23 protein-coding genes and 1 pseudogene are annotated in these 22,947 nt (G+C 66.3%); 6 read left to right on the top strand and 18 right to left on the bottom strand.

All coding sequences use genetic code 11. The features are described 5' to 3' along the window. Positions 1-37 precede the first annotated feature (37 nt). Positions 38-637, top strand: a complete 600-nt coding sequence (locus tag N825_RS29105; protein ID WP_037459632.1) for a superoxide dismutase — start codon at positions 38-40, stop codon at positions 635-637. Between the two features lie 78 nt (positions 638-715). Here N825_RS29105 and N825_RS29100 read toward each other — a convergent pair whose 3' ends face one another. After that, a complete protein-coding gene (locus tag N825_RS29100) occupies positions 716-1,084 on the bottom strand; it encodes an Mth938-like domain-containing protein (RefSeq protein ID WP_342666055.1) in 369 nt (122 codons plus the stop codon). A 101-nt stretch (positions 1,085-1,185) separates the two neighbouring features. After that, entirely contained in the window at positions 1,186-1,632 is a 447-nt protein-coding gene (gene yajC / locus N825_RS29095; protein ID WP_084165159.1) for a preprotein translocase subunit YajC, read from the bottom strand. A gap of 228 nt (positions 1,633-1,860) precedes the next feature. Here yajC and N825_RS29090 point away from each other — a divergent pair, with 228 nt between their 5' ends. Continuing rightward, positions 1,861-2,736 (top strand): ATP-binding protein, encoded by an 876-nt coding sequence (locus tag N825_RS29090; protein ID WP_051513460.1) that lies wholly within the window; start codon positions 1,861-1,863, stop codon positions 2,734-2,736. Here the strand turns inward: N825_RS29090 and N825_RS29085 are convergent. The 11 genes and pseudogenes from N825_RS29085 to N825_RS29035 all read right to left on the bottom strand — a co-directional run bounded on the left by N825_RS29085 (position 2,693) and on the right by N825_RS29035 (position 13,154). Continuing rightward, positions 2,693-4,024: a LysM peptidoglycan-binding domain-containing M23 family metallopeptidase gene (locus N825_RS29085; RefSeq protein ID WP_037459696.1), complete on the bottom strand. Its 1,332-nt coding sequence runs from the start codon at positions 4,022-4,024 to the stop codon at positions 2,693-2,695. The two genes, N825_RS29090 and N825_RS29085, sit on opposite strands and share 44 nt — an antisense overlap. A gap of 5 nt (positions 4,025-4,029) precedes the next feature. Then, positions 4,030-4,695: a protein-L-isoaspartate(D-aspartate) O-methyltransferase gene (locus tag N825_RS29080; RefSeq protein WP_037459629.1), complete on the bottom strand. Its 666-nt coding sequence runs from the start codon at positions 4,693-4,695 to the stop codon at positions 4,030-4,032. After that, positions 4,692-5,474, bottom strand: a complete 783-nt coding sequence (gene surE, locus N825_RS29075; protein WP_037459622.1) for a 5'/3'-nucleotidase SurE — start codon at positions 5,472-5,474, stop codon at positions 4,692-4,694. The genes N825_RS29080 and surE overlap by 4 nt, the downstream gene beginning before the upstream one ends. After that, on the bottom strand, positions 5,467-6,741 hold the full coding sequence (serS, locus tag N825_RS29070; protein ID WP_037459619.1) for a serine--tRNA ligase: 1,275 nt from the start codon (positions 6,739-6,741) through the stop codon (positions 5,467-5,469). Before serS ends, surE begins: the two co-directional genes overlap by 8 nt. A gap of 162 nt (positions 6,742-6,903) precedes the next feature. Next, the gene (gene tatC / locus N825_RS29065) at positions 6,904-7,704 is read right to left on the bottom strand and encodes a twin-arginine translocase subunit TatC (RefSeq protein ID WP_037459617.1); all 801 of its coding nucleotides are present in this window, start codon (positions 7,702-7,704) and stop codon (positions 6,904-6,906) included. Continuing rightward, positions 7,701-8,222: a Sec-independent protein translocase protein TatB gene (gene tatB / locus N825_RS29060; protein ID WP_037459615.1), complete on the bottom strand. Its 522-nt coding sequence runs from the start codon at positions 8,220-8,222 to the stop codon at positions 7,701-7,703. Before tatB ends, tatC begins: the two co-directional genes overlap by 4 nt. 326 nt (positions 8,223-8,548) lie before the next feature. Beyond that, positions 8,549-8,684: pseudogene (gene tatA / locus N825_RS39265) on the bottom strand (twin-arginine translocase TatA/TatE family subunit); the annotation flags it as partial. Positions 8,685-8,808: 124 nt separating this feature from the next. Next, positions 8,809-10,068: an ABC transporter ATP-binding protein gene (locus N825_RS29050; protein ID WP_157619612.1), complete on the bottom strand. Its 1,260-nt coding sequence runs from the start codon at positions 10,066-10,068 to the stop codon at positions 8,809-8,811. A 156-nt stretch (positions 10,069-10,224) separates the two neighbouring features. Next, a complete protein-coding gene (locus N825_RS29045) occupies positions 10,225-11,004 on the bottom strand; it encodes a cyclase family protein (RefSeq protein WP_051513455.1) in 780 nt (259 codons plus the stop codon). Positions 11,005-11,087: 83 nt separating this feature from the next. Further along, positions 11,088-12,371 (bottom strand): hypothetical protein, encoded by a 1,284-nt coding sequence (locus N825_RS29040; RefSeq protein WP_157619611.1) that lies wholly within the window; start codon positions 12,369-12,371, stop codon positions 11,088-11,090. Positions 12,372-12,419: 48 nt separating this feature from the next. Continuing rightward, a complete protein-coding gene (locus tag N825_RS29035; RefSeq protein ID WP_037459692.1) occupies positions 12,420-13,154 on the bottom strand; it encodes a DUF1194 domain-containing protein in 735 nt (244 codons plus the stop codon). Between the two features lie 115 nt (positions 13,155-13,269). Between N825_RS29035 and ptsP the strand changes: the two genes are divergently transcribed. Genes ptsP through N825_RS37100 form a run of 4 tightly spaced genes read left to right on the top strand, consistent with a single transcriptional unit; the run spans position 13,270 to position 19,457 of the window. Next, positions 13,270-15,795, top strand: coding sequence for a phosphoenolpyruvate--protein phosphotransferase (gene ptsP, locus N825_RS29030; protein ID WP_037459605.1), 2,526 nt, complete (start codon positions 13,270-13,272; stop codon positions 15,793-15,795). 2 nt (positions 15,796-15,797) lie between these two features. Beyond that, the gene (gene pfkB, locus N825_RS29025) at positions 15,798-16,796 is read left to right on the top strand and encodes a 1-phosphofructokinase (RefSeq protein WP_198038952.1); all 999 of its coding nucleotides are present in this window, start codon (positions 15,798-15,800) and stop codon (positions 16,794-16,796) included. A gap of 44 nt (positions 16,797-16,840) precedes the next feature. Further along, positions 16,841-18,718, top strand: a complete 1,878-nt coding sequence (locus N825_RS29020; protein ID WP_037459603.1) for a PTS fructose-like transporter subunit IIB — start codon at positions 16,841-16,843, stop codon at positions 18,716-18,718. 16 nt (positions 18,719-18,734) lie between these two features. Then, positions 18,735-19,457 carry a YoaK family protein gene (locus N825_RS37100; RefSeq protein WP_051513452.1) on the top strand — a complete coding sequence of 241 codons (723 nt, stop codon included), beginning with the start codon at positions 18,735-18,737 and terminating at the stop codon, positions 19,455-19,457. Positions 19,458-19,466: 9 nt separating this feature from the next. Here N825_RS37100 and scpB read toward each other — a convergent pair whose 3' ends face one another. The 5 genes from scpB to N825_RS28990 all read right to left on the bottom strand — a co-directional run. Beyond that, positions 19,467-20,054, bottom strand: a complete 588-nt coding sequence (scpB, locus tag N825_RS29010; protein WP_037459600.1) for an SMC-Scp complex subunit ScpB — start codon at positions 20,052-20,054, stop codon at positions 19,467-19,469. Beyond that, a complete protein-coding gene (locus tag N825_RS29005) occupies positions 20,051-20,809 on the bottom strand; it encodes a segregation and condensation protein A (RefSeq protein ID WP_037459599.1) in 759 nt (252 codons plus the stop codon). Before N825_RS29005 ends, scpB begins: the two co-directional genes overlap by 4 nt. A 6-nt stretch (positions 20,810-20,815) precedes the next feature. After that, entirely contained in the window at positions 20,816-21,502 is a 687-nt protein-coding gene (locus N825_RS29000) for a site-2 protease family protein (RefSeq protein WP_037459596.1), read from the bottom strand. Then, on the bottom strand, positions 21,502-22,602 hold the full coding sequence (gene nagZ / locus N825_RS28995; protein ID WP_063833948.1) for a beta-N-acetylhexosaminidase: 1,101 nt from the start codon (positions 22,600-22,602) through the stop codon (positions 21,502-21,504). The genes N825_RS29000 and nagZ overlap by 1 nt, the downstream gene beginning before the upstream one ends. Beyond that, on the bottom strand, positions 22,589-22,947 hold a 359-nt coding region (locus tag N825_RS28990; RefSeq protein WP_037459594.1), incomplete at its 5' end, for an SPOR domain-containing protein. The genes N825_RS28990 and nagZ, both read right to left, overlap by 14 nt.

Here is a 22,947-nt window from a genome sequence, read left to right as displayed (position 1 = left end):
GCCGCGGCACTTGTCCCGATAACATAATGAGGAACCGATGGCCTTTGAACTTCCCCCGCTGCCGTACGCGTACGATGCGCTCGATCCCTACATGTCGGCGCAGACGCTGCAGTTCCACCACGACAAGCACCATCAGGCCTACGTCACGGCCCTCAACAACCTGATCAAGGACACCCCGCTGGCGGACAAGCCGCTTGAGGAGATCGTCAAGGCCTCCTACGGCGATCCGTCCAAGCAGGCGATCTTCAACAACGCCGGCCAGCACTGGAACCACACGCTGTTCTGGCAGATGATGAAGAAGGGCGGCGGCGGTTCCATCCCCGGCGAGCTCGAGACCAAGATCAACGAGGATCTGGGCGGCGTCGACAAGTTCAAGGAGGCCTTCACCCAGGCCGGCCTGACGCAGTTCGGCAGCGGCTGGGCGTGGCTGGTCGTCGACGGTGGCAAGCTGAAGGTCACCAAGACGCCGAACGGTGAGAACCCCCTCGTCCACGGCCAGACCGTCCTGCTCGGCTGCGACGTGTGGGAACACTCCTACTACCTGGATTACCAGAACCGGCGCGCCGACTATCTCAAGGCGTACCTGGACAACATGGTCAACTGGGAATTCGTCGCCGAGCTGATGCACAAGGGCTGACCAGCCCCGACGCGATGCCGCGCATGAAGAAAGGGGCCCGGTTGGGCCCCTTTTTTCGTGTCGGCGAAGGGTTTGGGATCAAACCGGCAGCAAGGCCGCCGCCACCCTGCGTTCCTCCGACAGGAGGACGTTGTAGGTCCGGCACGCGGCGCCGGTCTCCATCACGTCGACCACGATGCCGGCCTCGCGCAACTCGCGCCTCAGCTTGGACGGCAGGAGCCCCATCTTGGGACCGGAGCCCAGAAGCAGGATCTCGACCGCCGGCTCGGAGCCGCGGATGACGTCAAAGCTCGCAACCGTCAGACTGGCGAAATCCGTCGCGGACCACGCTTGCGCGCGGTCGGGGAAGACCAGCAGCGGGCCTTCGTAGAGGGTTCCACTAACGCGGAAAATGCCAGGACCGTAGGAATCGATGACCTGGCGGTCGGCCGGGATCAGCGGCGTCACATCCAAGATGGTTTCTCCAGGGTTCCCGGAAGCTCTAAATCGCCCGGTCGGGTCGTCGGGTACCCGCCCCGACAACCCAGCCATGACGGACGATCGGCGGCTTACTTGCGGCCGAACATCTTGCCAATGCCGCGCGACGGAGCCGTGACGTTGTCCTGGACCGGCTCGACCACGGCGTCGGTGACGGCACCGTCCTTGTCGTCCACCGTGGTGGTGGTCCGGCCGCCCTTGGCGGGTTCGGTCTTCGCCAGCACCATGTTGACCGTGGACCGGAGCACGCGGACGCGGACGCCCTCGGCGATCTCGACCACCAGTTCGTCGTCGTTGCCGACCTTCATGATCGTGCCGATGATGCCACCACCGGTGACGACACGGTCGCCGCGGCGCATGGACTCGAGCATCGCCTTATGCTCTTTCAGCTTCTTTTGCTGCGGACGGATCAGCAGGAAATAGAAGACGACAAAGATCAGGATAAGCGGCAGAAACGACATCAGACCAGCCGCTCCCGCCCCATCCGCGGCCTGTGCATAGGCCGTTGATACGAACATCCGGTGCTCCTCTCACTCTATTCTTGGCGGATCGCGGGACTATACCGGCCCGCGCCCGCGTTGCAATCGAAACCGGCCGTGACTGGATCGCCAGCCGGAACTCCTTAGGAGACTGGTTCACCCGACTTGTGCGGCGCCCGAGCTATGCTAGGGTTCACCGCCCATCCGGCCCGATCGAGACGACCGGGCTCCACATTCCTACCGCATATGTAGTCAGGTTCCCGGTCAGTGCAAACAGCTTCAGACAAAGACGAGACATCCCTACCCGTCCTGCTCGCCCGAATCGCGGACGCGCTCGACCGGCTGGCCCCGCCGTCCGCCCCGTCGCCCGACCTGTCCGGCGCCGACGCCTTTACCTGGCACGCCGAGGGCCGCCGGCTGGTGCCGGTTCCCCGCGTCAACCGGGTTGAGCTGCCGCTCCTCCAGGGTGTCATGCGCCAGCGCGACACCCTGCTGGAGAACACCCGCCGCTTCGCCGACGGCTTGCCGGCCAACAACGCGCTGCTGTGGGGCGCCCGCGGCATGGGCAAGAGCTCCCTGGTCAAGGCCGTCCACGCCACCATCGCGGAGGAGCGTCCCGGTGTGCTGGCGCTGGTGGAGATCCACCGCGAGGACATCCCGTCGCTGCCCGAGTTGCTCAACCTGCTGCGCTCCAGCGACCGCCGCTTCGTGCTGTACTGCGACGATCTGTCGTTCGACCATGACGACGCGGCGTACAAGTCGCTGAAGGCGGTTCTGGACGGCGGCATCGAGGGACGGCCGGACAACGTCGTATTCTACGCCACGTCCAACCGGCGCCACCTGATGTCGCGCGACATGATCGAGAACGAGCGTTCGACCGCGATCAACCCCCATGAATCGGTCGAGGAGAAGGTCTCACTGTCCGATCGTTTCGGCCTGTGGCTGGGCTTCCACAACTGCGACCAGCCGACCTTCTTCGCGATGATCGAGGGCTATGCCGACCGCTTCGGGCTCGACGTGCCGGTCGAGCGGCTGCGGGCCGAGGCGATCGAATGGTCGATGACGCGCGGCAGCCGATCCGGCCGCGTCGCGTGGCAGTTCATCCAGGATCTGGCTGGCCGTCTCGGGAAACGTCTCGACTGACGCGTTTCTCGCCGGACAGATAATCGCGGGGATCGATCGCGCGGTTGGCCTTGCGCAGCTCGAAATGGAGCTGCGGGGCCGACACGTTGCCGGTGCTGCCGACCGTGCCGATCTTCTGCCCCCGCTTCACCTTGGCGCCGCGGTCCACCATCATATCGTCCAGATGGGCGTAGGCGCTGACCCAGCCATCGGCGTGGCGGATCAGCAGCAGGTTGCCGAAGCCCCTCAGCTCGTTGCCGGCATAGGCGACCACGCCGTTCTCGGCCGCCACGACCGAGGATCCTTTGGCGGCGCTGATGTTCAAGCCGTCGTTATGCAGCCCGCCCGGCTTCGGCCCGAACTCCGACAGGATCGTGCCGCGCACCGGCCACTGGAATTGTCCGGAACTCCGGGGCTCCACCAAATCCACGGCTGGCGGCTTGGTGGCGACCACCGGAGCCGGCGCCGCGACGACAGGCGGCGCGGCTTCGGGAATGGTCGCCGCGACCGTCCGCTCCACGGTGTCCGGCGGGGGCGGCGCCAACGCAGGCTTCGATGGAACCCGAGGAACTGGCCGCGGCACCTGCACCGAAGCGGGGGGAGGAGCCAACGCGGCTACCTGCCGACTTGGCTCCTGGACCGCCGCTGGCTGCTCCACGACCACTTGTGGCGCACTCGGGGCTTGCGTCGCCACTGGTGCCGACATCGAGCCGGACCGCGCGATGCCGTAGCCGGGTGGCGGAACGAAGCTATCGCTGGGGGCCTGGGTGACGACGGGCGGCGCCAACTCCTGGGTCGATACGGCGGGCCGTGGCGCCGCTTCCGGTACAGAGCGCGCGGACATGGCGTTGCGCTGCTGCCCGGTGGCGTTCTCCGCGACCAGGGTCGGGGCGTCACCGCCACCGGGCAAGCGAAGTTGCTGGCCGATCTTGATCGCGTAGGGTTCCTGGAGACCGTTGTTCCGGGCGAGGTCCGACATACCGACCTGGTACATGCGCGAGATGCCCAGCATCGTGTCGCCCTTCCGCACGGTATGGAACCGCGCGGTGGGCAGGCGCAGCCGCTGACCGACAGCCAGGGCGTAAGGCGGCTTCAGGTTGTTGAGATCGATCACGTCGCGGACAGGGACGCCATAACGGGTGGCGATCTCGGACACGCTGTCACCGCGGGCGACCGTGACCATGCCGGGTGCCGACGGAACCGGCTGTTCCTGATAGATCGACACGGGCGCCGGCGCGTCGCGCCGGGCGCAGGACGTCACCGCCAGCGCCGACGCGACCATCACGATGGCGAGATTGGTTTTCCCCATGTCGGTCACAACGAACGGGCGCGCGCGACCGGAACCGGAACCGGCTCCGGCAGCAGGGGCACGAATCGGACGGGCCATAGCTCCTCCCGGTGCAAACCGGCCTCGGTTCGGCGGATGCGGTAGACGCGCTGATCACGGCGCGTGTTCCCCATCGGGGCGACCATCACTCCCCCGACCGCCAATTGATCGGTCAGTTCCTTCGGGATGTCGCCATCGGCGGCGGCCGTGACCAGGATGCGGTCGAACGGCGCCTGCTCGGGCCAGCCCTTGGTTCCGTCTCCCGCCCGGGTCGTGATGTTGTGCAGCCCCAGCTGGTGGAAGCGGGCCTCCGCGTCGTGGAGCAGCGGACGGTGGCGTTCGATCGTGTAGACCCTGCGGGTCAGCCTGGACAGCACCGCCGCCTGATAGCCAGAGCCGGTTCCAATCTCCAGCACCTTCAACCGGTTATGCAGCTCGAGCGCCTGGGTCATCATCGCGACCACCAGCGGCTGGCTGATCGTCTGGCCCGAACCGATCGGCAAGGCCATGTCCTCATAGGCTTGGTCTAGAAAGGACGGCGGCACGAAGGCCTCGCGCGGCAAGCGTTCGATCACGGCGAGCACGGCCGTGTCGGTGACGCCCGATCTGCGGAGCTGCATGATCAGGCGGATCTTGCGCGCGTCGATGCTCAAGCGAACACCGTCCTCAGCGTGTCCAGGGTTGGCGTGTGGGTCAGGTCCAGGAACAAGGGCGTGATCGCGATCCCCTTGTCCAGCACCACCCCGATGTCGGTGTCGGGCAGCGTGTCGGCCTCTCCGCGCAGTGTTCCGATCCAGAAATAGGCCCTGCCCCTGGGATCGACCCGCTCCGTCAAGTCGTCGCCGACCTTGCGCTGACCGTGGCGGACGACGTGGATGCCGTTCGCCAGACCGGGCTCGACGCTGGGAAAGTTGACATTCATCAGCACGTTGCGTGGCCAGGCGACCGAGACCGCCTTGCGGACCACCTCCGGACCCCAATGAAGCGCCGTCTGCCACAAGGCGGGAACGGCGGGATCGAGGTGCTGGCTCATGGCGATGGCCGGAACCCCCAGCAGCGTCGCCTCCATCGCGGCGGCGATCGTACCGGAATACGTGACGTCCTCACCCAGGTTGCTGCCGTGATTGACGCCGGACAGTACCAGATCGGGCTTGCGGTCCTTCAGGATGTGGTTGATCGCCAGCAGCACGCAGTCGGTCGGCGTGCCGTCCACCGCGAAGCGCCGATCGGTGATCTGGCGCATCCGCAACGGCCGGTGCAAGGTCAGCGAATGGCTGGCTCCGGACTGCTCCGTCTCCGGCGCCACCACCCAGACATCATCCGACAGGGTACGGGCGATCTTCTCCAGCACCTCCAGCCCGGGGGCATGGATACCGTCATCATTCGACAGCAGGATACGCGCCTTCGAAGCGTCCAGGGGAGCCTTAAGCATCCGCCGCAATCCTATCGAGTCCACCCATGTAGGGCCGCAAGGCTTCCGGCACGACTATGGACCCATCTGGTTGCTGAAAGTTTTCCATGACAGCGATTAGGCACCGTCCGACCGCGACTCCCGATCCATTCAGCGTATGGACGAACTGTGTGTTCTTATCGCCACGCGGCCGGCACCGGGCCTTCATGCGCCGGGCCTGGAAATCGCCACAGGTCGAGCAGCTGGAAATCTCGCGATAGGCGTTCTGGCCCGGCAGCCAGACCTCGATGTCATAGGTCTTGGTCGCCGAAAAGCCCATGTCGCCGGTGCACAGCGCGATCGTGCGGAACGGCAGCTCCAGCCGCTTCAGCACCGTCTCAGCGCATTGGGTCATGCGCTCGTGCTCGGCGTTCGACTGGTCCGGTCCGGTCACGCTGACCATCTCGACCTTCCAGAACTGGTGCTGCCGGATCATGCCGCGGGTGTCCTTGCCGGCCGCGCCCGCCTCCGACCGGAAGCACGGCGTCAGCGCGGCCATGCGCAACGGCAGGTCCTCGAGATCCAGGATGCGATCGGCGACCAGATTGGTCAGCGGCACCTCGGCGGTCGGGATCAGCCAATGGCCGGTGGTGGTGCGGAACAGATCCTCCGCGAACTTCGGCAACTGGCCGGTGCCGAAGGCGGCTTCATCACGCACCATCAGCGGCGGCATCACCTCGGTGTAACCATGCTCGTCGACGTGGAGGTCGAGCATGAATTGGCCGATCGCCCGCTCCAGCCGGGCGAGCTTGCCGCGTAGTACGGTGAACCGGGCGCCGGACAGCTTGGCCCCGGCGGCGAAGTCCATCATGCCCAGCTTCTCGCCAAGCTCGAAATGCTCTAGCGCCGCGTTGGAGCGCGTGGGCTCGCCGACCCGGCGCAGCTCGACATTGCCGCTCTCGTCGGGACCATCGGGGACGTCGGCGGCGGGCAGGTTGGGAAGGCTGGCGAGCAGGCTATCGAGCGTGGCGCCGATCCCGGCCTCCTCCTCCTCGGTCCGCTGGATGTTCTCCTTGAGGGCCGCGACCTCCGCTATGAGATCTTGGGCGTCGCGGCCTTCGCGCTTTGCCTTGCCGATCTCCTTGGAAGCTTCATTGCGCCGCGCCTGCATCTCCTGCAGGGCGGTCAGCGCCGCGCGGCGGCGGGCGTCCAGGCCGAGAATCTCGCCCGACATGGACGACAGCCCGCGTCTCGCCAGACCAAGGTCGAAAGCTTCGGGGTTATCGCGAATCAGGCGTAAGTCGTGCATGACACCACTGGATCGAAGACGTTACGGGAGATTGTTTATAAAGCCCCTCATGTCTTCGGTCCAGCCATGCGGACTCGAGCGGCGCCGGCTGTGCTGATTCGGCCGCACTCTGTTGCGCGCCCGACCCAGCCCAGCCAACCTATCCGGCCCATGCGGCGCGGCTCACAAGGCCGCGTCGGCCTCCGCCTCACGCTTGGCCTTCTGCTTCTCCATCAGGCGCGCGATCTGCACCGAGATTTCGTACAACCCGTACAATGGAAACGCGAGCCCCAGTTGGCTGATCACGTCGGGTGGGGTCAGGACGGCCGCGACGATCAGGATGACGACGATCGCGTATTTGCGTTTGGACGCCAGCTGCTCGGACGAGACGATGCCGGCACGCGCCAGCAAGGTCAGCAGAACCGGCAGCTGGAAGGCGATGCCGAACGCGAAGATCAGCGTCATGACGAGCGACAGGTATTCCCCGACGCGCGCCTCGAACTGGATCGGTAGCCCCTCCGGTCCGGGCGCCAATTGCTCGAAGCTGAGGAAGAACCTCCAAGCCAGCGGGAAGATGGCGTAGTAGACCAGCGCGCCGCCCATGAAGAACATGATCGGGGTGGCGACCAGGAACGGCAGGAAAGCGTTGCGCTCGTGCTTGTAGAGGCCGGGCGCCACGAACATCCAGAGCTGGCTGGCGATGATCGGGAAAGCCAGGAACATGGCCGCCCAGAACGCCACCTTGACATAGGTGAAGAACGCCTCGGTCAGGCCGGTGTAGATCATCCGCCGGCCTTCATGCCCCAGCAGGTCGGCCAAGGGGCGGACCAGGAAGGCGTAGATGTCGGGGCTGAAATAATAGCAGACCAGGAACGCGGCGAAGACCGCCGCGATCGAGTACATCAGTCGGTTGCGCAGCTCGATCAGGTGATCGAGCAGCGGCATCTTGCTGTCGTCGAGGCCGTCGTCGCTCACGGTGGTCATGCCCGCTTTTCAGGTGTAGCGGCCGGCACGGGGGCCGGCTCGGGAATCTTCAGGTCGGCCTGCGTGGCGGGAAGCTGAGGCTCCGGTGCCACCACCGGAAGGTTGGCGACCGGTTCAGGAGTATCGGGCTTGTCAGTGATCTGGTCGGCGTGGGCTCGTCTGTCGTCCGCGGCCTCCGGATCCTCAGCCGGCTCGGCGCGCGGCCGGGCCGTGACCGAGGGACTGGACGTGATGTTCGGGTCGAAGGCGTCACGCAACGATCCCGATGGGTCGATCGTCTTCTCGACCTCGCGGGACAGGTTCAGGTTCCGCAACTCCGACGCCTGCTTGCGCACGTCCTCCAGATCGGCCTCGCGGATCATCTCGTCCACGCTGTTCTGGAAATCACGGGTCAGCATGCGCGCCTTCCGGACCCAGATACCGACGGTCTTCAGGACCTTCGGCAGGTCCTTCGGCCCTATGACGACCAACGCCACCACGGCGATGACGAGCAGTTCGGACCAACCAATATCAAGCATTATGGATCGTCCAAGGGCGGCATTGAGCGCCGCCTGTAGTGTTCGGGACGGTACGCGGCATCACGAAGGCGCCGGTGCCGATCAGGTGTTCGCCGTCTCGTCCTTCTTGACCGTGACGGTATGGTCCACGGTCGGAACGCCGGTCGAGGGGGCATGCGTCACTGGCTGAACCACCGGCTGGGTCACGGCTTGGGGAGCGGCGTGAACGGTGGGATGCCCGGTTTCCGGAACCACCGTGGTGGTCGGTGTCATCGTGGCGGGAGTCGTCGGAGCCGAAGCGACGGGCGTATGGACCACCTTGCCATGATCGGCCGCGGCATCGTCATCGTCGTCCTTCAAGCCCGTCTTGAAGTTCTTGATTCCCTTGGCGACGTCTCCCATCACCTTCGGCAGCTTGCCCGCGCCGAATATGATCAGGACGATCAACAGGATCAGGACGACCTGCCAAATACCGATACTCATTGAAGAATCTCCAAAGTCCGCTCAGGGGCGCGCGTCGCGGCGGGATATTGGCAGAAAGCCAAACCGACCGCAACGCTCCGGGACCTCAAAACGGGGCCCGGCACATGAAGAGTTTCCAAACGGTTTATGTCGGATCTTTGGCGGGAAAGACGAAGGCCTGTCCAACGTCCAGCGAGATCGCGACATGCGTGTCCTCGGCCGGAAGGAACTGGCCGGGCATCCGGGAATGCAGGTGGCAGCCGCCGCGGCCATCCGGAACATCCAAGTGGATCAAGCTGGTGCGGCCCAGCAGGCGCGCCGCCATCACGCGCCCCAGGTTCGGCACGCGGGCATCGGCGCTGGAATCGGGGCTGGACAGCCGAAGCGCCTCGGGCCGAATAAGCACCCGCGCCTCGGCACCCTCGGGTAGATCGCAAGGCACCCGCCCGACTGGAGTATCCACGGCACCACCGCGCACGCGTCCATCGATCCGATTGACCTCGCCAAAGAACCGGGCCGCGTAGTCGCTGTTCGGCCGGGTGTAGAGATCCACCGGGGTTCCCAACTGGATGACCTTGCCATCGCGCATCAAGGCTATCCGGTCGGCCAGGAACATCGCCTCCTCGGGATCGTGGGTCACCAGCATCGTCGCGGCGCCGGTCTTCTTCAGCACATGAAGCGTCTCATCGCGGACCTGCTCGCGGAGCCGCGCGTCCAAGCCGGAGAACGGCTCGTCCAGCAACAACACCGCCGGGTTCGGCGCCAGCGCCCGGGCCAGTGCCACCCGCTGTTGTTGACCGCCTGACAACGCGTGCGGGAAGTGGTCGGCGTGACCCGCCATGCCGACCTGTTCCAGCGTCTCCAGCGCGCGTCGGCGCTGGCTCTCCGCCGCCAGTCCCGACAGACCGAAGCGGACGTTGTCGATCACCGACAGATGCGGGAACAACGCGTAATCCTGGAACACCAGCCCGACGCCACGCTTCTCGGGCGGAACGCAGCCCGTGTCGTCGGCAACCACCTTGCCGTTGATCCGGACGGTACCGCGCTGGAGCGTCTCCAAACCCGCGGCGACCCGCAACAGCGTGGACTTGCCACAGCCGCTGGGGCCTACCAGGCACATGATCTCGCCGGGCGCGATGCCTATGCTGACATCGTCCACCGCCGTCATGCGGCCATAGCGGTGCCGGACATGATCCAGGCCGAGAGCCTCGTTCGACGCGGCGGCCCGGCGGAGTTTGGGACCGGCGGCGTCGAGGGTCGTCACGGAACCACTGCCCGAACCCCGAACGGGAACTGGCTTGACCGCCGGTTTACCCAGCCAAGTCGCGGCGCGTTCACGCAGCGCGGCGCTCAGGCTCGAGGGTCGTGCGGTGACGGTGCGGTCATCGAAGTAGGAATGGTCCATCGGTCCCAGTCGCCGCTCTTGTGATCAGACGCGAATGGCTATTAAGGCACGACGGACAAGGATTGCAATTGGTTCTTAATACCAGGCGTGCTCCAGGGCCCTTTGTCGCACGGAAGGGCGCTGGGCTACGGCCGAGGGGTAAGGCGGCACCCGAAATCACGGATTGATGGCGAAAACCCGTGCCGGGAAACCCGATCCCGCCTTCGGTTTGGGCCATGTCACCACCACGAGGGCTCCGGCTTCCGGCACCTTGTCCAGATTGTCCAGCAACTCGATCTGGTAATGATTGATGCCCAGGATATAGCTTTCCAGGGAGTAGTCGTCCTTGCTGGTCGCCACACCAGGGTCGGTGTCGGTCGTCTCGTGACCCGACGCGGTGATCTTCCGAGTCTCATAGAGATACTTGAGAGTCTCCTGGCTCCAGCCGGGATAGTGCGCGACACCATTGGCGTCCAGATTCTGCATGGCGGCTTGGTCCGGCCACTTCTTCGACCAATCCGTCCGCATCGCGACGAAGGCGCCTTCCGGCACGGCGCCGTGCTTTCGCTCCCAAGCCTTCACGTCATCCAGCGTCAGCGTGTAGTCGGGATTGGACGCCGCCTTCTCATGGACATCGAGCACCACCAGAGGCAGCAGCTGCTCCTTCAGCGGAATTTCGTCCAACGCGCGCTTGCCCTCATGGAAATGCGACGGCGGGTCGACATGGGTGCCCCACTGGCCGACATGGGTGAACTGTTCGACGTGGAACCCATGCGGCTTGTAATCGTACACGACCTTGGTGGTCGCGGCCTCGAACCCCTTCCAGTGCGGGATGTCGCCATCGAATGCGTGGGTGAGGTCGACCCACTCCTTCTTGTCCATTTGGGCGCGCATTTCCCAAAGACCGAGATCCGCCGCCACCGCGGCACTCGCCGCCGCCAGCGCGGATACGAGCATTCCAGTGAAAACAACTTTCCTGACCACGATACCCCCCGTCAAATCACCCAGCGGTCCAACATCGTAAGCACAGGATGGGAGGATCAGGAATGGCAAATCCCCAGCCGGCCCATCAGTATCCTCCATGAACCCGTGGAAGACGATGCGCCCACCACGAACCCACCAACCGCCAGCATCATGGGCAGGATCGAGAACAGGAACCTGCCCTCCTCCCCCTGCTCGCCAAGCGACACCAGCAAGGTCACCAGCAGCGTCGAGCATGCCAGCCACCATCGCCAGTCCATCCATGGCCAATGTCGGCGCCTGACCAGCAAGGCTCCCGCCACGACGACATATCCCACGAGGGTGATCACCAATCCGGTCACCGCCCCTCGGTAAAATGTGATTCTGGCCCCTTGCGGATCGCTGCCATACATGCGGGTTGGAGCGCTCGCGAACGTCGCGAGGCGGTTCAACACGTGACGGGCGGCACGAGCCGGATCGTCCAGGATCTTGGCGAGGATCAGAGCCTTCAGGTCCTCGCTCTCGCGGTGGATCTCGGCGGTGTTCAAATCGGCCCACTGCTCGTTCTCACCCTCCCGGACGCGTGGCAACTGGTCGAGGTGGCGGACGGCGGCGATCTCGGGATCGAAATCCTCCCAGGCCCGCTGAAGGTTGAAACCGGAAACATTGGTCCAGGTGATCTGGTGGTCGTGGGCCAGCCAGACATGCAGGTGCCAGCCGCCCGACAGCACCACCACCGGGAGCAGGAACGCGGCCAGGGCGGCGCCCCGGCGGGAGAGGCTGGTCACGGCGATCCGATGGACCTCCACCGCGACGAAAACGGGCAGCAGGAAGATCATGAACGGGCGGGTCAGTTCGAGCAGGGCTAGGCACAGTCCAGCACCCGCCAGCGCCAACGCGCGACGCCGGTCCAACCATCTCCGAACCAGCAGGAGGTATCCAAGCGTCAGCAGCGCGAAGATCGGATCATAGTTGGCTGGGTTGCCGGCATGAACCTCCACCCCCACCCGCGCCAGGAACAATCCGGCGACCAGCACGGCGACGCGGCTTGCCATGCCTCGCTGGATCAGAACGGCCAGGGTGAAGGCGGCCGCGATGGAAATCGGATACAAGACATCGGAGAACAGGGTCAAATCGCGGAACGCCACCCACCACAGCAGTTCCAATGTCGACAACACGGGCGGAATTCCGGTCCGCAGGTTGATCAGATAATTCCAGACGTCCGCCGTCGTCCGGATGGTTTCCAGATCCAGCATCCGCATCCAAGTCACCGACGATGTCGCGGTGAATCCCCAGACCGGAACAAGAAATAGCGCGAACACCACCGCCGCCCAAATGGGCCGCCCCGTCAAAACTCCAGCCATCCACCCAATTCCAAGCCCCGATCCATTCCTGGGCTATGGAATCCGGGACTACGGCATAAGTTCCGGCAGCGCCGCGATCTCCTTGAGGAGCTTGGCGATGATCGCGTCGGCGAAGCCGTGGGCGTCCTTGACAACGACCACGAAAGCGCCGGGCCCGCCGATCACGTTGTCCTGGTAATAGACATCCAGGTGGCGCCGGCGGTCGCGATCCTCCGCCCAAGGCAGCAGGCCGGCACGGAGGATCGGCAAGCCGTTGATGGTGACACCAGCCCGGATGGCGTCGTCACGCGCCAGGGTCACCGGCCGGCCGACGTTGTTCTCACCATCGCCCGAGATATCGATCACCTGCCGGGTGCCGTCAAACCCATTGTCCGCGAACAAGCCCAGACAATGATCGATCAGGGCGCTGATTGAGGTCCGCGCCTCCGTCACCGTTGGCCCGCCAGCCAAGGCCTTGCTGAAGGCCTTCGCCGTCGCCGGTCCATCGACCACGCGCCAATCGACCACGGTTCGCTGAAGCTGGTCGTCGGCCCACTCCACATACGTCACCGCGATGCGGCCAAGCGTCCCGGCTTGGATCGCCTCGATCACCCGCTTGTCGGTGACGGCGCGGGCGTAACCGCCGCGCTGAAGTGCGGCGTCCTCGTCGTTGATGGAGCCGGAGACGTCGACCGCCAGCACCAACTCCAGATCGACCGGCACTTGCGCCAGAGCGGCCGGGATCGGTGCCACCAGCATGGAAGCGGTCAGCGGCACCACGGCGAACCACTTTCGCGCCACCATGCGGGATCCCTCCAAAGCCAGTTCCGGCCCATTGCGGGCCACACCCGCCGAATGCAACGCTTTCTCCGGCACTGGGTTAGATAGATTGAGTCAGATGCCCGAAAAGGATAGCCGAATGGTCAGCTTGGGACCGGAAAATGTGCGGATCGCGGCGAACGCCAGGGACAAGGCCGATGCCATCCGCCAAGCGGGCGGCATCTTGGTCGAAGGCGGCTACATCCAGCCCGGTTACGTCGAGAGTATGATGAGGCGGGAGACGGTCACCGCCACATACCTCGGCAATGGCATCGCCATCCCGCATGGCCTGCCCCAGGATCGTGAACTGATCCTCCACACCGGCCTGTCGGTCCTTCAGTTGCCCTACGGCGTCGAGTGGAATCCCGGAGAGATCGTCCACCTCGTCGTCGGCATCGCCGCCCGGTCGGATGAGCATATCGGCGTTCTCCAGAAACTGACCGACGTGCTGGATGACGAGGCGACGGTGATGCGGCTGGCCCGCACCGGCGATATCGATGAGATCGTCGCCGCCCTCGACCCCGCCCGCTCCCGCGAGGCTTCGGCTCCCACGCCGCCGGCGACGGTGGTGCCTTTCCTGGGTGGCGGCATGCGGGCCGAAGTCGAGGTCACGGGGGGCACCGGGCTGCACGCCCGTCCCGCCTCCATTTTCGTGACCCTGGCGAAACAGTTCAATTCCGATATCAGGGTCAGCCATCAGGGCAAGACCGCCAACGGCAAGAGCATGGTGTCGATGCTTCGGCTGGGTGTCGAGAGCGGCGGGGTCATCAGCATTTCCGCCGACGGACCAGATGCCGAGAAAGCGCTCCATACCTTGATCGACGCGGTGGAGTCCGGTTTGGGGGAAGAGGACGAGGCGGCCCACGCGGCGCCCAAGGCGGCACCGGACGTTCAACCCGCCGGACAAGCAATCCCTCACGCCACGCCGGATGATGAGCCCGGTCTGATCCGAGGCGTCGCCGCCGCTCCCGGTATCGCCATAGCCCCGCTCCACCAATTGCGAAAGCAGGTGGAGGAGGACATCGAACGGCACGCCATCAACTCCGACGCCGAACGCGCCGATTTCGACCATGCGATCGACCGCGCGGGCGCGGAGTTGGACGAGCTTCATCGTACGGTCGAGCGCCGCGCCGGCGAGATGGAAGCCCGGATCTTCGCGGCCCACCGCGAGTTCCTGGACGACCCCGATCTGATCGACGCCGTCCGCCACCGCATCGGCTTGGGTGAAACCGCGGCCTACGCGTGGCGCGAGACGATCGAGGAACGGGCGGAAGACTTGGCGGGACTCAGCGATCCGCTGCTCGCCGGCCGCGCCAACGATCTCCGGGATGTCGGCGCCCGCGTGCTGCGACTGCTGATCCGCCGCAACGAACAGGAGTCCAACCTTCCCGACCACGAGATCATCCTGGTCGCGGAGGATCTGACGCCGTCGGACACCGCCTCGCTCGATCCCGATCTGGTCAAGGGCATCCTCACCGCACTCGGCGGTCCCAACTCGCACACCGCCATCCTCGCCCGGTCGCTGGACATCCCGGCGGTCGTCGGCGCCGGACACGAGGTCTTGGATCTGGCGACCGGCGTCACCGCCGTCTTGGACGGGTCGCGCGGGACCGTACTGCCCGATCCAGACGCCGCCCGCTTGGAGACCGCCCGGAGCGCCCAGCACGGGGCGGGACAACGCCGGGCGGAGGTTCTCCAGGCGGCATACCGCCCGGCGATCACCATCGACGGCCACCGCGTCGAAGTCGCCGCCAATATCGGCGCGGTGCCGGAGGCGGGACGCGCGGTCCAGGCCGGAGGCGAGGCGGTCGGATTGCTGCGAACAGAGTTCCTGTTCCAGGACCGCACCGATCCGCCGAGCGAGGAGGAGCAGTACGAGGCCTATCGCGCCATGGCGGAAGCCTTGGGTGGCCTGCCGCTGATCGTCCGCACGCTCGACGCCGGGGGTGACAAGCCGCTGCCCTACATCGCGATGGCGCACGAGGATAACCCGTTCCTGGGCCAGCGCGGCATCCGCCTGTCATTCACGATGCCGGACCTGTTCCGCTCCCAGCTTCGCGCGATCCTGCGGGCCGCGTCCCATGGCGAGATCAAGATCATGTTCCCGATGATCACGTCGGTGGCGGAGTTCCGTCGGGGTCGCGCCCTGGTCGAGGAGATCCGGCGCGAGGTGGATGGCCCGGAAATCGATGTCGGCATCATGGTTGAAGTGCCGTCCTCCGCCGTGATGGCGGACTTGCTGGCGCGCGAGGTCGACTTCTTCTCGATCGGCACCAACGACCTGACGCAGTACACGCTGGCGATGGACCGGGGACATCCGGCTCTCGCTCGCGAGGCCGATGGACTCCATCCCGCCGTCCTCCGCATGGTCGACCAGACCGTCCGCGCCGCCCATGGCGAGGGCAAGTGGGTGGGCGTCTGTGGCAACCTCGCCGCCGATCCGGTCGCCGCCCCGATCCTGATCGGGCTCGACGTGGACGAGTTGAGCGTCGGCGTTCCCAACATCCCGGCGCTCAAGGCGCAGATCCGGAGCATGGCCTATGAGGACGCCAAGGATCTGGCGCGCCGCGCCTTGGCCTGCGACGGTGCCGCCGAAGTCCGGGCCTTGACCAGCGAGGCCGCCTGACCATGGACACCATGACCGATATCGACACCAAGCAGGAGCGTTCGGCGGAAGCGGACACGACAGTTCGTGTCGCGACGATCACCCTGAACCCGGCGATCGACCAGACCTTGTCCATCCCCGACTTCGCCGCCGGTCAAGTGAACCGGGTGGAATGGGAACAGGCCGATCCCGGCGGCAAGGGCATCAACGTCGCGGCGTTCCTAGCAGACTTTTCCACGACAGTCAGCGTCACGGGCTTCATGGGCTTGGACAACGCCGACATCTTCCGGAGCTTCTTCCACGCCAAGGGAATCACGGATCGCTTCGTGATGGTCCCCGGCCGGACGCGGGCCAACGTCAAGATCCTGGACACGCCCAACAAGCGGATCACCGACATCAACCTGCCGGGCCTGGGATTCGCGCCCGAGAACCTCGACCGGCTGCGCGAGGCCATCGGGGCCATGGGGCTGGATCACGATTGGTTCGTGCTCTCGGGAAGCGTCCCCGCCGGCACGCCGGACTCCGTCTACGCCGACATGGTCCTGGACCTGCGCGGCAACGGCAAGAAGGTGATCCTCGACGCCAGCGGACCCGCCTTCGCCAGCGGCGTGGCCTCCCTGCCCTACGCGATCAAGCCGAACCTGGAGGAACTGGAGGAGCTGACCGGCAGGAAGCTGTCGGACGAGGCGTCGATCCTTGCAGCGATCCAGGACCTGATCGACCGGGGGATCGACTGTGTCGTGGTGTCGATGGGAGCGGAAGGCGCCATCTTCGCCGAGGGCACCACCCGCATCCGCGCACGGCCGCCCGCCGTGATCGTCCAAAGCACGGTCGGCGCCGGTGACGCCATGGTGGCGGGGTTGGTCCTCGCCAAGCTGCGCGGGCTCGACCTGGAAGGCTGCGCCCGGCTGGCGACGGCGTTTTCGGCGGGCACCCTGACGACGGTCGGGCCGCGGCTGCCATCACCCGAGACCATCGAGAAGACGGCGGAAGAGATCGATGTGCAAATCCTCGCCCCGTGAGAGAAAACCCGCCGGCTGGAGACAAGAAGCATGAGAAAAGCGCCATGAGAAAAGTGGTTGCCGTAACGGGGTCCCGCTCCTCCGCCGCCCACACCGCCATGGCGGCCGAGGCGCTGGAGATCACCGCGGACATGCTGGGTTATGACATCCGGGTCGAGCGGCTGGGCCCCGAGGGTCCGATGGATCGGCTGTCGGAGGGTGATATCCGCGCCGCCGAGGTCGTGATCCTGGCGACCGACCAGCCCGACGACCAAGGCCGCTTCCACGGCAAGTCGATCCATCGCACCACTCCCAGCGAGGCGATCCGGCACACCGCCCGCGTGTTGCGCGACGCGCTGGGCGACCGCGAGTTGGAACCCGTGGCGGAGTTGGCGCCGGCAGTGGCGGCACCCATGCCGGTCGCCGCGCCCAAGCGTCAGGCCATCAAACCCGCCGCCAGCCCCACCACGGCTCCACCGCCCGCCGCCGCACCCGTGGCGGAGATCCCAAAGCGCATCGTGGCGATCACGTCATGCCCGACCGGCATCGCCCATACCTTCATGGCGGCGGAGGCGTTGAACAAGGCGGCCAAGGCCATGGGTCACCAGATCCGGGTCGAGACCCAAGGTTCGGTCGGGTCCGGCAACACCCTGACGCCGGAGGAGATCGAGGCCGCCGACGTCGTGATCATCGCCGCCGACACCAATGTGGCCCTGGACCGTTTCACCCATAAGCGGGTCTACTCGACCTCGACCGGCAAGGCGCTGAAGGGCGGCAAGCAGGTTATCACGACCGCCTTCGCGGAAGCGGCCCAGCCGGGAGGAGGCGGGGAAGCCGCCACCCCAGGCGTCGGCAAGAACCTGGCCGGCGAGGTCGAGCGGCTGAAGGCCGAGCGGTCCTCCCAGCGGACGGGTCCGTACAAGCATCTGATGACCGGCGTGTCCTACACGATCCCCGTCGTCGTCGCGGGTGGTCTGGCCATAGCGCTGTCCTTTATGTTCGGCATCGACGCCGCGAAGGAGCCGGGCTCGCTGGCCGCGGCCCTGATGCAGATCGGCGGACAGGCGGCCTTCGCCTTGATGGTTCCCGTCCTGTCCGGCTTCATCGCGTTCTCCATCGCCGACCGACCAGGCTTGGCTCCGGGCTTGATCGGCGGCATGCTCGCCAACCAAATCGGTGCCGGGTTCCTCGGTGGTCTCGCCTCCGGTTTCATGGCCGGCTACATCGCCTATTACCTCAGGGCCTGGATCAAGCTGCCGCAGAACCTGGAGGGGTTGAAGCCGGTACTGATCATCCCGCTGCTCGCCAGCGTCGCTGTCGGGTTGCTGATGATCTATGTGGTGGGAACGCCGATCGCGGCGATCCTGTCCGGCCTGACGGCTTGGCTCAGCGGCATGACCTCCGCCAACGCCGTGTTCCTGGGGTTGCTGCTGGGCGGCATGATGGCGGTGGACATGGGGGGTCCGATCAACAAGTCCGCCTACACCTTCGCGGTCGGGCTGTTGGCGTCGGAAACCTACCTGCCGATGGCGGCGGTGATGGCCGCCGGCATGACCCCGCCGCTTGGCTTGGCGCTCGCCACCATGCTGGCGAAGAACCGCTTCACCCAGGACGAACGAGACGCCGGCAAGGCCGCCTCCGTGCTCGGCATCTCCTTCATCACCGAAGGCGCCATCCCGTTCGCCGCAAAGGACCCCCTCCGAGTGATCCCACCCGGCATCGTTGGCTCCGCCCTGACCGGCGCGCTGTCGATGCTGTTCGGCTGTGAATTGCGGGCACCCCACGGCGGCATTTTCGTGCTGGGCATTCCCAACGCCGTCACCCATGTCGGGCTCTACGCCCTGGCGATCGTCATCGGCACGGTGGTGACCGCGGTACTGGTCATCCTGCTGAAGAAACCTGGAACGGCGGCGACCCTGGGAGCGGGAGCGGAGACGGCCTAGCCGGAACGGCCAGCCCGTGTCGCCGACGCCCATCGCGGACAACCCGGAGTTCGGCCGGCTGGCCGTCATCCTGGCCTGGATCTCCGGGTTCGTCGATGCGGTCGGCTATGTCCTGCTCGACCACATCTTCACCGCCAACATGACGGGCAACACCGTCCTGCTCGGCATCGACCTCGCCGAAGGGAATTGGACCGAGGCGACGCGGCACGCCGCCACCATCCCCCTGTTCATCCTGGGTGCCTTCATCGGCGCAACCCTGTTGGATGGACTGCTGAGGACACGTTTCGGTCGCGGGATCATCTTCGGCTTGGAGACCATCATGATCGGCGGGTTCTGGCTGATCGGCTGGTGGTACGCCGAGGATCCCACCGGTGGCTGGCGCTATCACGTGATGCTGGCCCTGCTGACGGTCAGCATGGGCATGCACACCGTCGTCCTGCCCCGCGTCGCGGGCAAGGTGGTCCGGACGACCTTCGTGACCGGCACCCTGACCAGCCTCGCCGAGGAGGCGGCCACTGGTTTGGCCGGCCGGAGCCGCGACGCCAGCGCGGCCCAGCACCGCATCGTCCTGGCCGCCACCTGGACCGCCTACCTGCTCGGCGCCCTCGCCGGCGGTGTCGCGGTCCGCGCGACCGGCTTCACCTCGGTCATCTTCCCGGTCACGCTGCTGGCGGCACTGGCGCTGTTCGACGCAGGTTCGTCGCATGCGGAGAAACGCGGGGAGGACGGGCGGGCTTGAGGCCGGGCGTCACCCCTCCGCCTCATCCTCGCGCGCGGGCGTCGCGTCACCGCCGCCGGCGATCGAGGTTAGGACCGGACGGGGATCCAGCAGGCCGGAAGCCTTGAGGTCGTCGAGGTTGGGCAGGTCACGGAGGCTTTCGAGCCCAAAATGGTCCAGGAAGCCATCCGTGGTGATCCAGGTCAGCGGACGGCCCGGCGTCTCCCGGCGCTTTCCGGGGCGTACCCAGCCGGCTTCCATCAGGATGTCCAGGGTGCCCTTGCTGGTCGCCACGCCGCGGATGCTCTCGATCTCGCCTCGGGTCACCGGTTGGTGATACGCGATGATCGCCAGCGTCTCCGTTGTGGCGCGGGATAGCTTCTTCTGGACCTCGGCGTCGACGCGCAGCTTGTCCGCCAGATCGGGCGCCGTCCGGAACGACCAGCGGCCCCCGACGTGGACCAGATTGATGCCGCGGTCGGCGTAATGCGCCGCGAGGTCGGCCAGCAGGCCGCCGACCTCGGTGTCCGAGCCCAGCCGATTTTCCAAGGTGCGCGCGTCCAACGGCTCCGGCGACGCGAACAGCATGGCTTCCAGCAGGCGTAGCCTTGGTGTCATGATGACCGGACCCGGCGCAGGTAGATCGGCGAGAAGACGCCGTCCTGCTTCAACTCCAGCCTTCCCGCCTTGGTCAGTTCCAGGCTGGCGACGAAGTGGGCGGCCAGCGCCGAGCGGCTCATCAAGCTATCGCCGCCCGCTCCCGGGACGAAGCTGGCGAGCGAGGTCCAGTCCGGCAGGCGACCCAGCATCTCGGACAGGTGCTCCAGGGCGTCCTCCATCGAGTACAACTCGGTCGGCTGGATGCGCCAAGTGTCGAACTCCTCGCGCCGCTTGTGCTCGGTATAGCTCTTGAGCAAGTCGTACAGCGACAGGTCGAAGATCGATTTGGTGACGATCTGGATGCCCTCGGGCGCGCCGCGCGCGAAGACGTCCCGCCCCAGGCGCGGCCGGTCGAGCAGCTTGGCGCCAGCCGCCTGCATCGCCTCCAGCCGGAGAAGCTGGAAGGCGAGAGCCTGCGCCATGTCCTCGCCGCTGGGCTCCTCCTCGTCCTTCTCCGGCAGCAGCAGGCGCGACTTGAGATAGGCCAGCCATGCCGCCATCACCAGATAATCCGCCGCCAGTTCCAAGCGGATGCGCCGCGCCTCGGCGACGAAGGCGAGGTATTGATCCGTCAGTTGCAGGATGGAGATGCGTGTCAGGTCGACCTTCTGGTCGCGCGCCAGCGTCAGCAGAACATCGATCGGCCCCTCGAAGCCATCGAGATCGAGTACCAGCGTGCCTTCCGTCGGCGCCTCGGCGATCGCGTCGTCCATGGCCGCTCAGCCGTGACCGCTCACGAAGCCGAGGACCTCGATGACGTATTCGACCGGCGGCCCCAGCAGCCACGGCAGCACGCTGAGATTGACGCCGAATTGGTTGCCGACCAGAGGCAGGATGAACAGCACGCCGATCAGGATGAACATGCCGTACCTCTCCAGCCCGGCCAGGGGCATTGCCAGCGACCGCGGCAGCAGCCCGACCGCGACACGCCCGCCATCCAGCGGCGGCAGCGGGATCATGTTGAAGACGGCCAGGATGACGTTGATCTGGACCGCGATCACCAGACTCTGCTGGACCCACAGCAGCGCTTCCGCCGGCAGGAAATCGACCCACCGCAAAGCCCAGGCGGCGAAGAAGGCGAGGACGATGTTGATCGCCGGTCCCGCCAGCGCCACCAGCACCATGCCATAGCGCGGGTTGCGCAACCGGCGGAAGTTGACCGGCACCGGTTTGGCCCAGCCGAACAGGAACGAGGTGGTGAACCACATCACCGCCGGCAGCACCACCGTGCCCAGTGGGTCGATGTGGCGGATCGGATTGAATGTCACCCGCCCCAGGCTCTTCGCCGTGTCGTCACCCAGCTTCCACGCGACATAGCCGTGGGCCGCCTCGTGGAAGGTGATCGCCATGATCACGGGAATCACCCAGACCGAGGCGTCGAACAGGAACTGCCCGATGTCGCCCATCAAGCCACCAGATCCGCGCCATCGGCCCGATTGCCATCGAGCAATTCGCCATCGAGCGACTCGCCTTCCAACAAGCCCATCAGCCGCTCGCGCATCGCGTCGACATCGCCGCGTCCCGGCGGCTGCAGGAAGGTCAGGGCCCGCTCCCAGCGCGCCATGGCGGCATCCGTCATCGGCGGCACGACACCCAGCAGGTGCCGCATCTCCTCCAGCTTGCCATTGCAGTGGAGCACGACATCGCAGCCCGCTTCCAGCACCGCCAGGGCACGCTCGGCGACACCGCCGGCCAGCGCCTCCATGGACAAGTCGTCACAGAACAGCAGTCCGTCGAAGCCGATCTGGTCCCGGATGACCGAGTTGATCACGATGCGCGACGTGCTGGCGGGGTGGACCGGGTCCAGTTCGCTATAGACGACATGGGCGACCATGCCCAGCGGCATATCCGACACCACCTCGAATGGCAGGAAATCGCTGCGCGCCAGTTCCGCGCGGCTCGCCTCCACCAGCGGCTGCTCCAGGTGGCTATCGCACAGGGCGCGGCCATGGCCCGGCAGATGCTTGATCACCGGCAGCACGCCGCCATCGAGCAAGCCGGTGCAGGAGATCCGGGCAAGGCTCGCCACCAGTTCCGGATCGTCCGAGAAGGCCCGGTCGCCGATCACGTCGTGCGACCCGTCGACTGGCACGTCGCAGACCGGCGCGCAGTCGACCGTGATGCCGACATCGTGGAGCATGTCGGCGAGCAGTCGGGCGTTCAGCCAAGCGGCCTCGGCTCCCGCCTCGGGATCGCCGACGGCGAGGTCGCCGATCCGGCGTGCCGCCGGGTGGCCGGGCCATGATGGTGGACGCATCCGCGCCACTCGGCCGCCCTCCTGGTCGATCAGCACCGGCGCGTCGGCCCTGCCGACCGTCGCGCGCAGATCGGCCACTAGCGCGCGCATCTGGTCGCGGTTGTCGCAGTTGCGGCGGAACAGGATGAAGCCCAAGGGATCGGCGGAACGGAAGAACTCCCGCTCATCCTCCGTCAGGCTCAGGCCGGCGCAGCCATAGACGATCGCGGCGGGACGCTTGACGGAGCATGGAGACTTACTGGCGGACAATGATGCACCCGACGCTCTGAGCCTTCAGGGAGGAGCAGATCGACGAGGCGCGCGCCTCGTCGACCGGCCCAGCCTGCACACGATAGTAGATACCCTTGTCGCCGAGGTCGGCGCGGACATAGTTGACGCTCAAGCCACTCAGGATCTCCGGATAGCGGCGCTGGAGACGCTGGAACTCGGCGCGGGCCCCCTCCTCCGATTTGACCGAGGCGATCTGCAGGCGAAACCCGCCACCGGACGACGCGGAAGGTGCCGTCGGCGGCGGCAAGGCGGCCGTTTGCGCCGGAGCTGGAGCCGGACGGGGCGCGGAAGCCGGTGGCGGCGGCGGAGCGGCGCGCGGCGCGG

The organism is Skermanella stibiiresistens SB22, assembly GCF_000576635.1.
Taxonomy (GTDB): Bacteria; Pseudomonadota; Alphaproteobacteria; order Azospirillales; family Azospirillaceae; genus Skermanella; species Skermanella stibiiresistens.
The sequence above is the reverse complement of the archived record's forward strand: the minus strand, read 5'-3'. Positions and strand labels throughout refer to the sequence as shown.

Excerpts from the sequence above, each read along its gene's own strand:
- N825_RS29105 (WP_037459632.1), top strand. The coding sequence starts at position 38 with ATGGCCTTTGAACTTCCCCCGCTGCCGTACGCGTACGATGCGCTCGAT.
- yajC (WP_084165159.1), bottom strand. The coding sequence starts at position 1,632 with ATGTTCGTATCAACGGCCTATGCACAGGCCGCGGATGGGGCGGGAGCG.
- N825_RS29085 (WP_037459696.1), bottom strand. The coding sequence starts at position 4,024 with ATGGGGAAAACCAATCTCGCCATCGTGATGGTCGCGTCGGCGCTGGCG.
- surE (WP_037459622.1), bottom strand. The coding sequence starts at position 5,474 with ATGCTTAAGGCTCCCCTGGACGCTTCGAAGGCGCGTATCCTGCTGTCG.
- serS (WP_037459619.1), bottom strand. The coding sequence starts at position 6,741 with ATGCACGACTTACGCCTGATTCGCGATAACCCCGAAGCTTTCGACCTT.
- tatC (WP_037459617.1), bottom strand. The coding sequence starts at position 7,704 with ATGACCACCGTGAGCGACGACGGCCTCGACGACAGCAAGATGCCGCTG.
- tatB (WP_037459615.1), bottom strand. The coding sequence starts at position 8,222 with ATGCTTGATATTGGTTGGTCCGAACTGCTCGTCATCGCCGTGGTGGCG.
- N825_RS29050 (WP_157619612.1), bottom strand. The coding sequence starts at position 10,068 with ATGGACCATTCCTACTTCGATGACCGCACCGTCACCGCACGACCCTCG.
- N825_RS29045 (WP_051513455.1), bottom strand. The coding sequence starts at position 11,004 with ATGCTCGTATCCGCGCTGGCGGCGGCGAGTGCCGCGGTGGCGGCGGAT.
- N825_RS29040 (WP_157619611.1), bottom strand. The coding sequence starts at position 12,371 with ATGGCTGGAGTTTTGACGGGGCGGCCCATTTGGGCGGCGGTGGTGTTC.
- N825_RS29035 (WP_037459692.1), bottom strand. The coding sequence starts at position 13,154 with ATGGTGGCGCGAAAGTGGTTCGCCGTGGTGCCGCTGACCGCTTCCATG.
- ptsP (WP_037459605.1), top strand. The coding sequence starts at position 13,270 with ATGGTCAGCTTGGGACCGGAAAATGTGCGGATCGCGGCGAACGCCAGG.
- pfkB (WP_198038952.1), top strand. The coding sequence starts at position 15,798 with ATGGACACCATGACCGATATCGACACCAAGCAGGAGCGTTCGGCGGAA.
- N825_RS29020 (WP_037459603.1), top strand. The coding sequence starts at position 16,841 with ATGAGAAAAGTGGTTGCCGTAACGGGGTCCCGCTCCTCCGCCGCCCAC.
- scpB (WP_037459600.1), bottom strand. The coding sequence starts at position 20,054 with ATGACACCAAGGCTACGCCTGCTGGAAGCCATGCTGTTCGCGTCGCCG.
- N825_RS29005 (WP_037459599.1), bottom strand. The coding sequence starts at position 20,809 with ATGGACGACGCGATCGCCGAGGCGCCGACGGAAGGCACGCTGGTACTC.
- N825_RS29000 (WP_037459596.1), bottom strand. The coding sequence starts at position 21,502 with ATGGGCGACATCGGGCAGTTCCTGTTCGACGCCTCGGTCTGGGTGATT.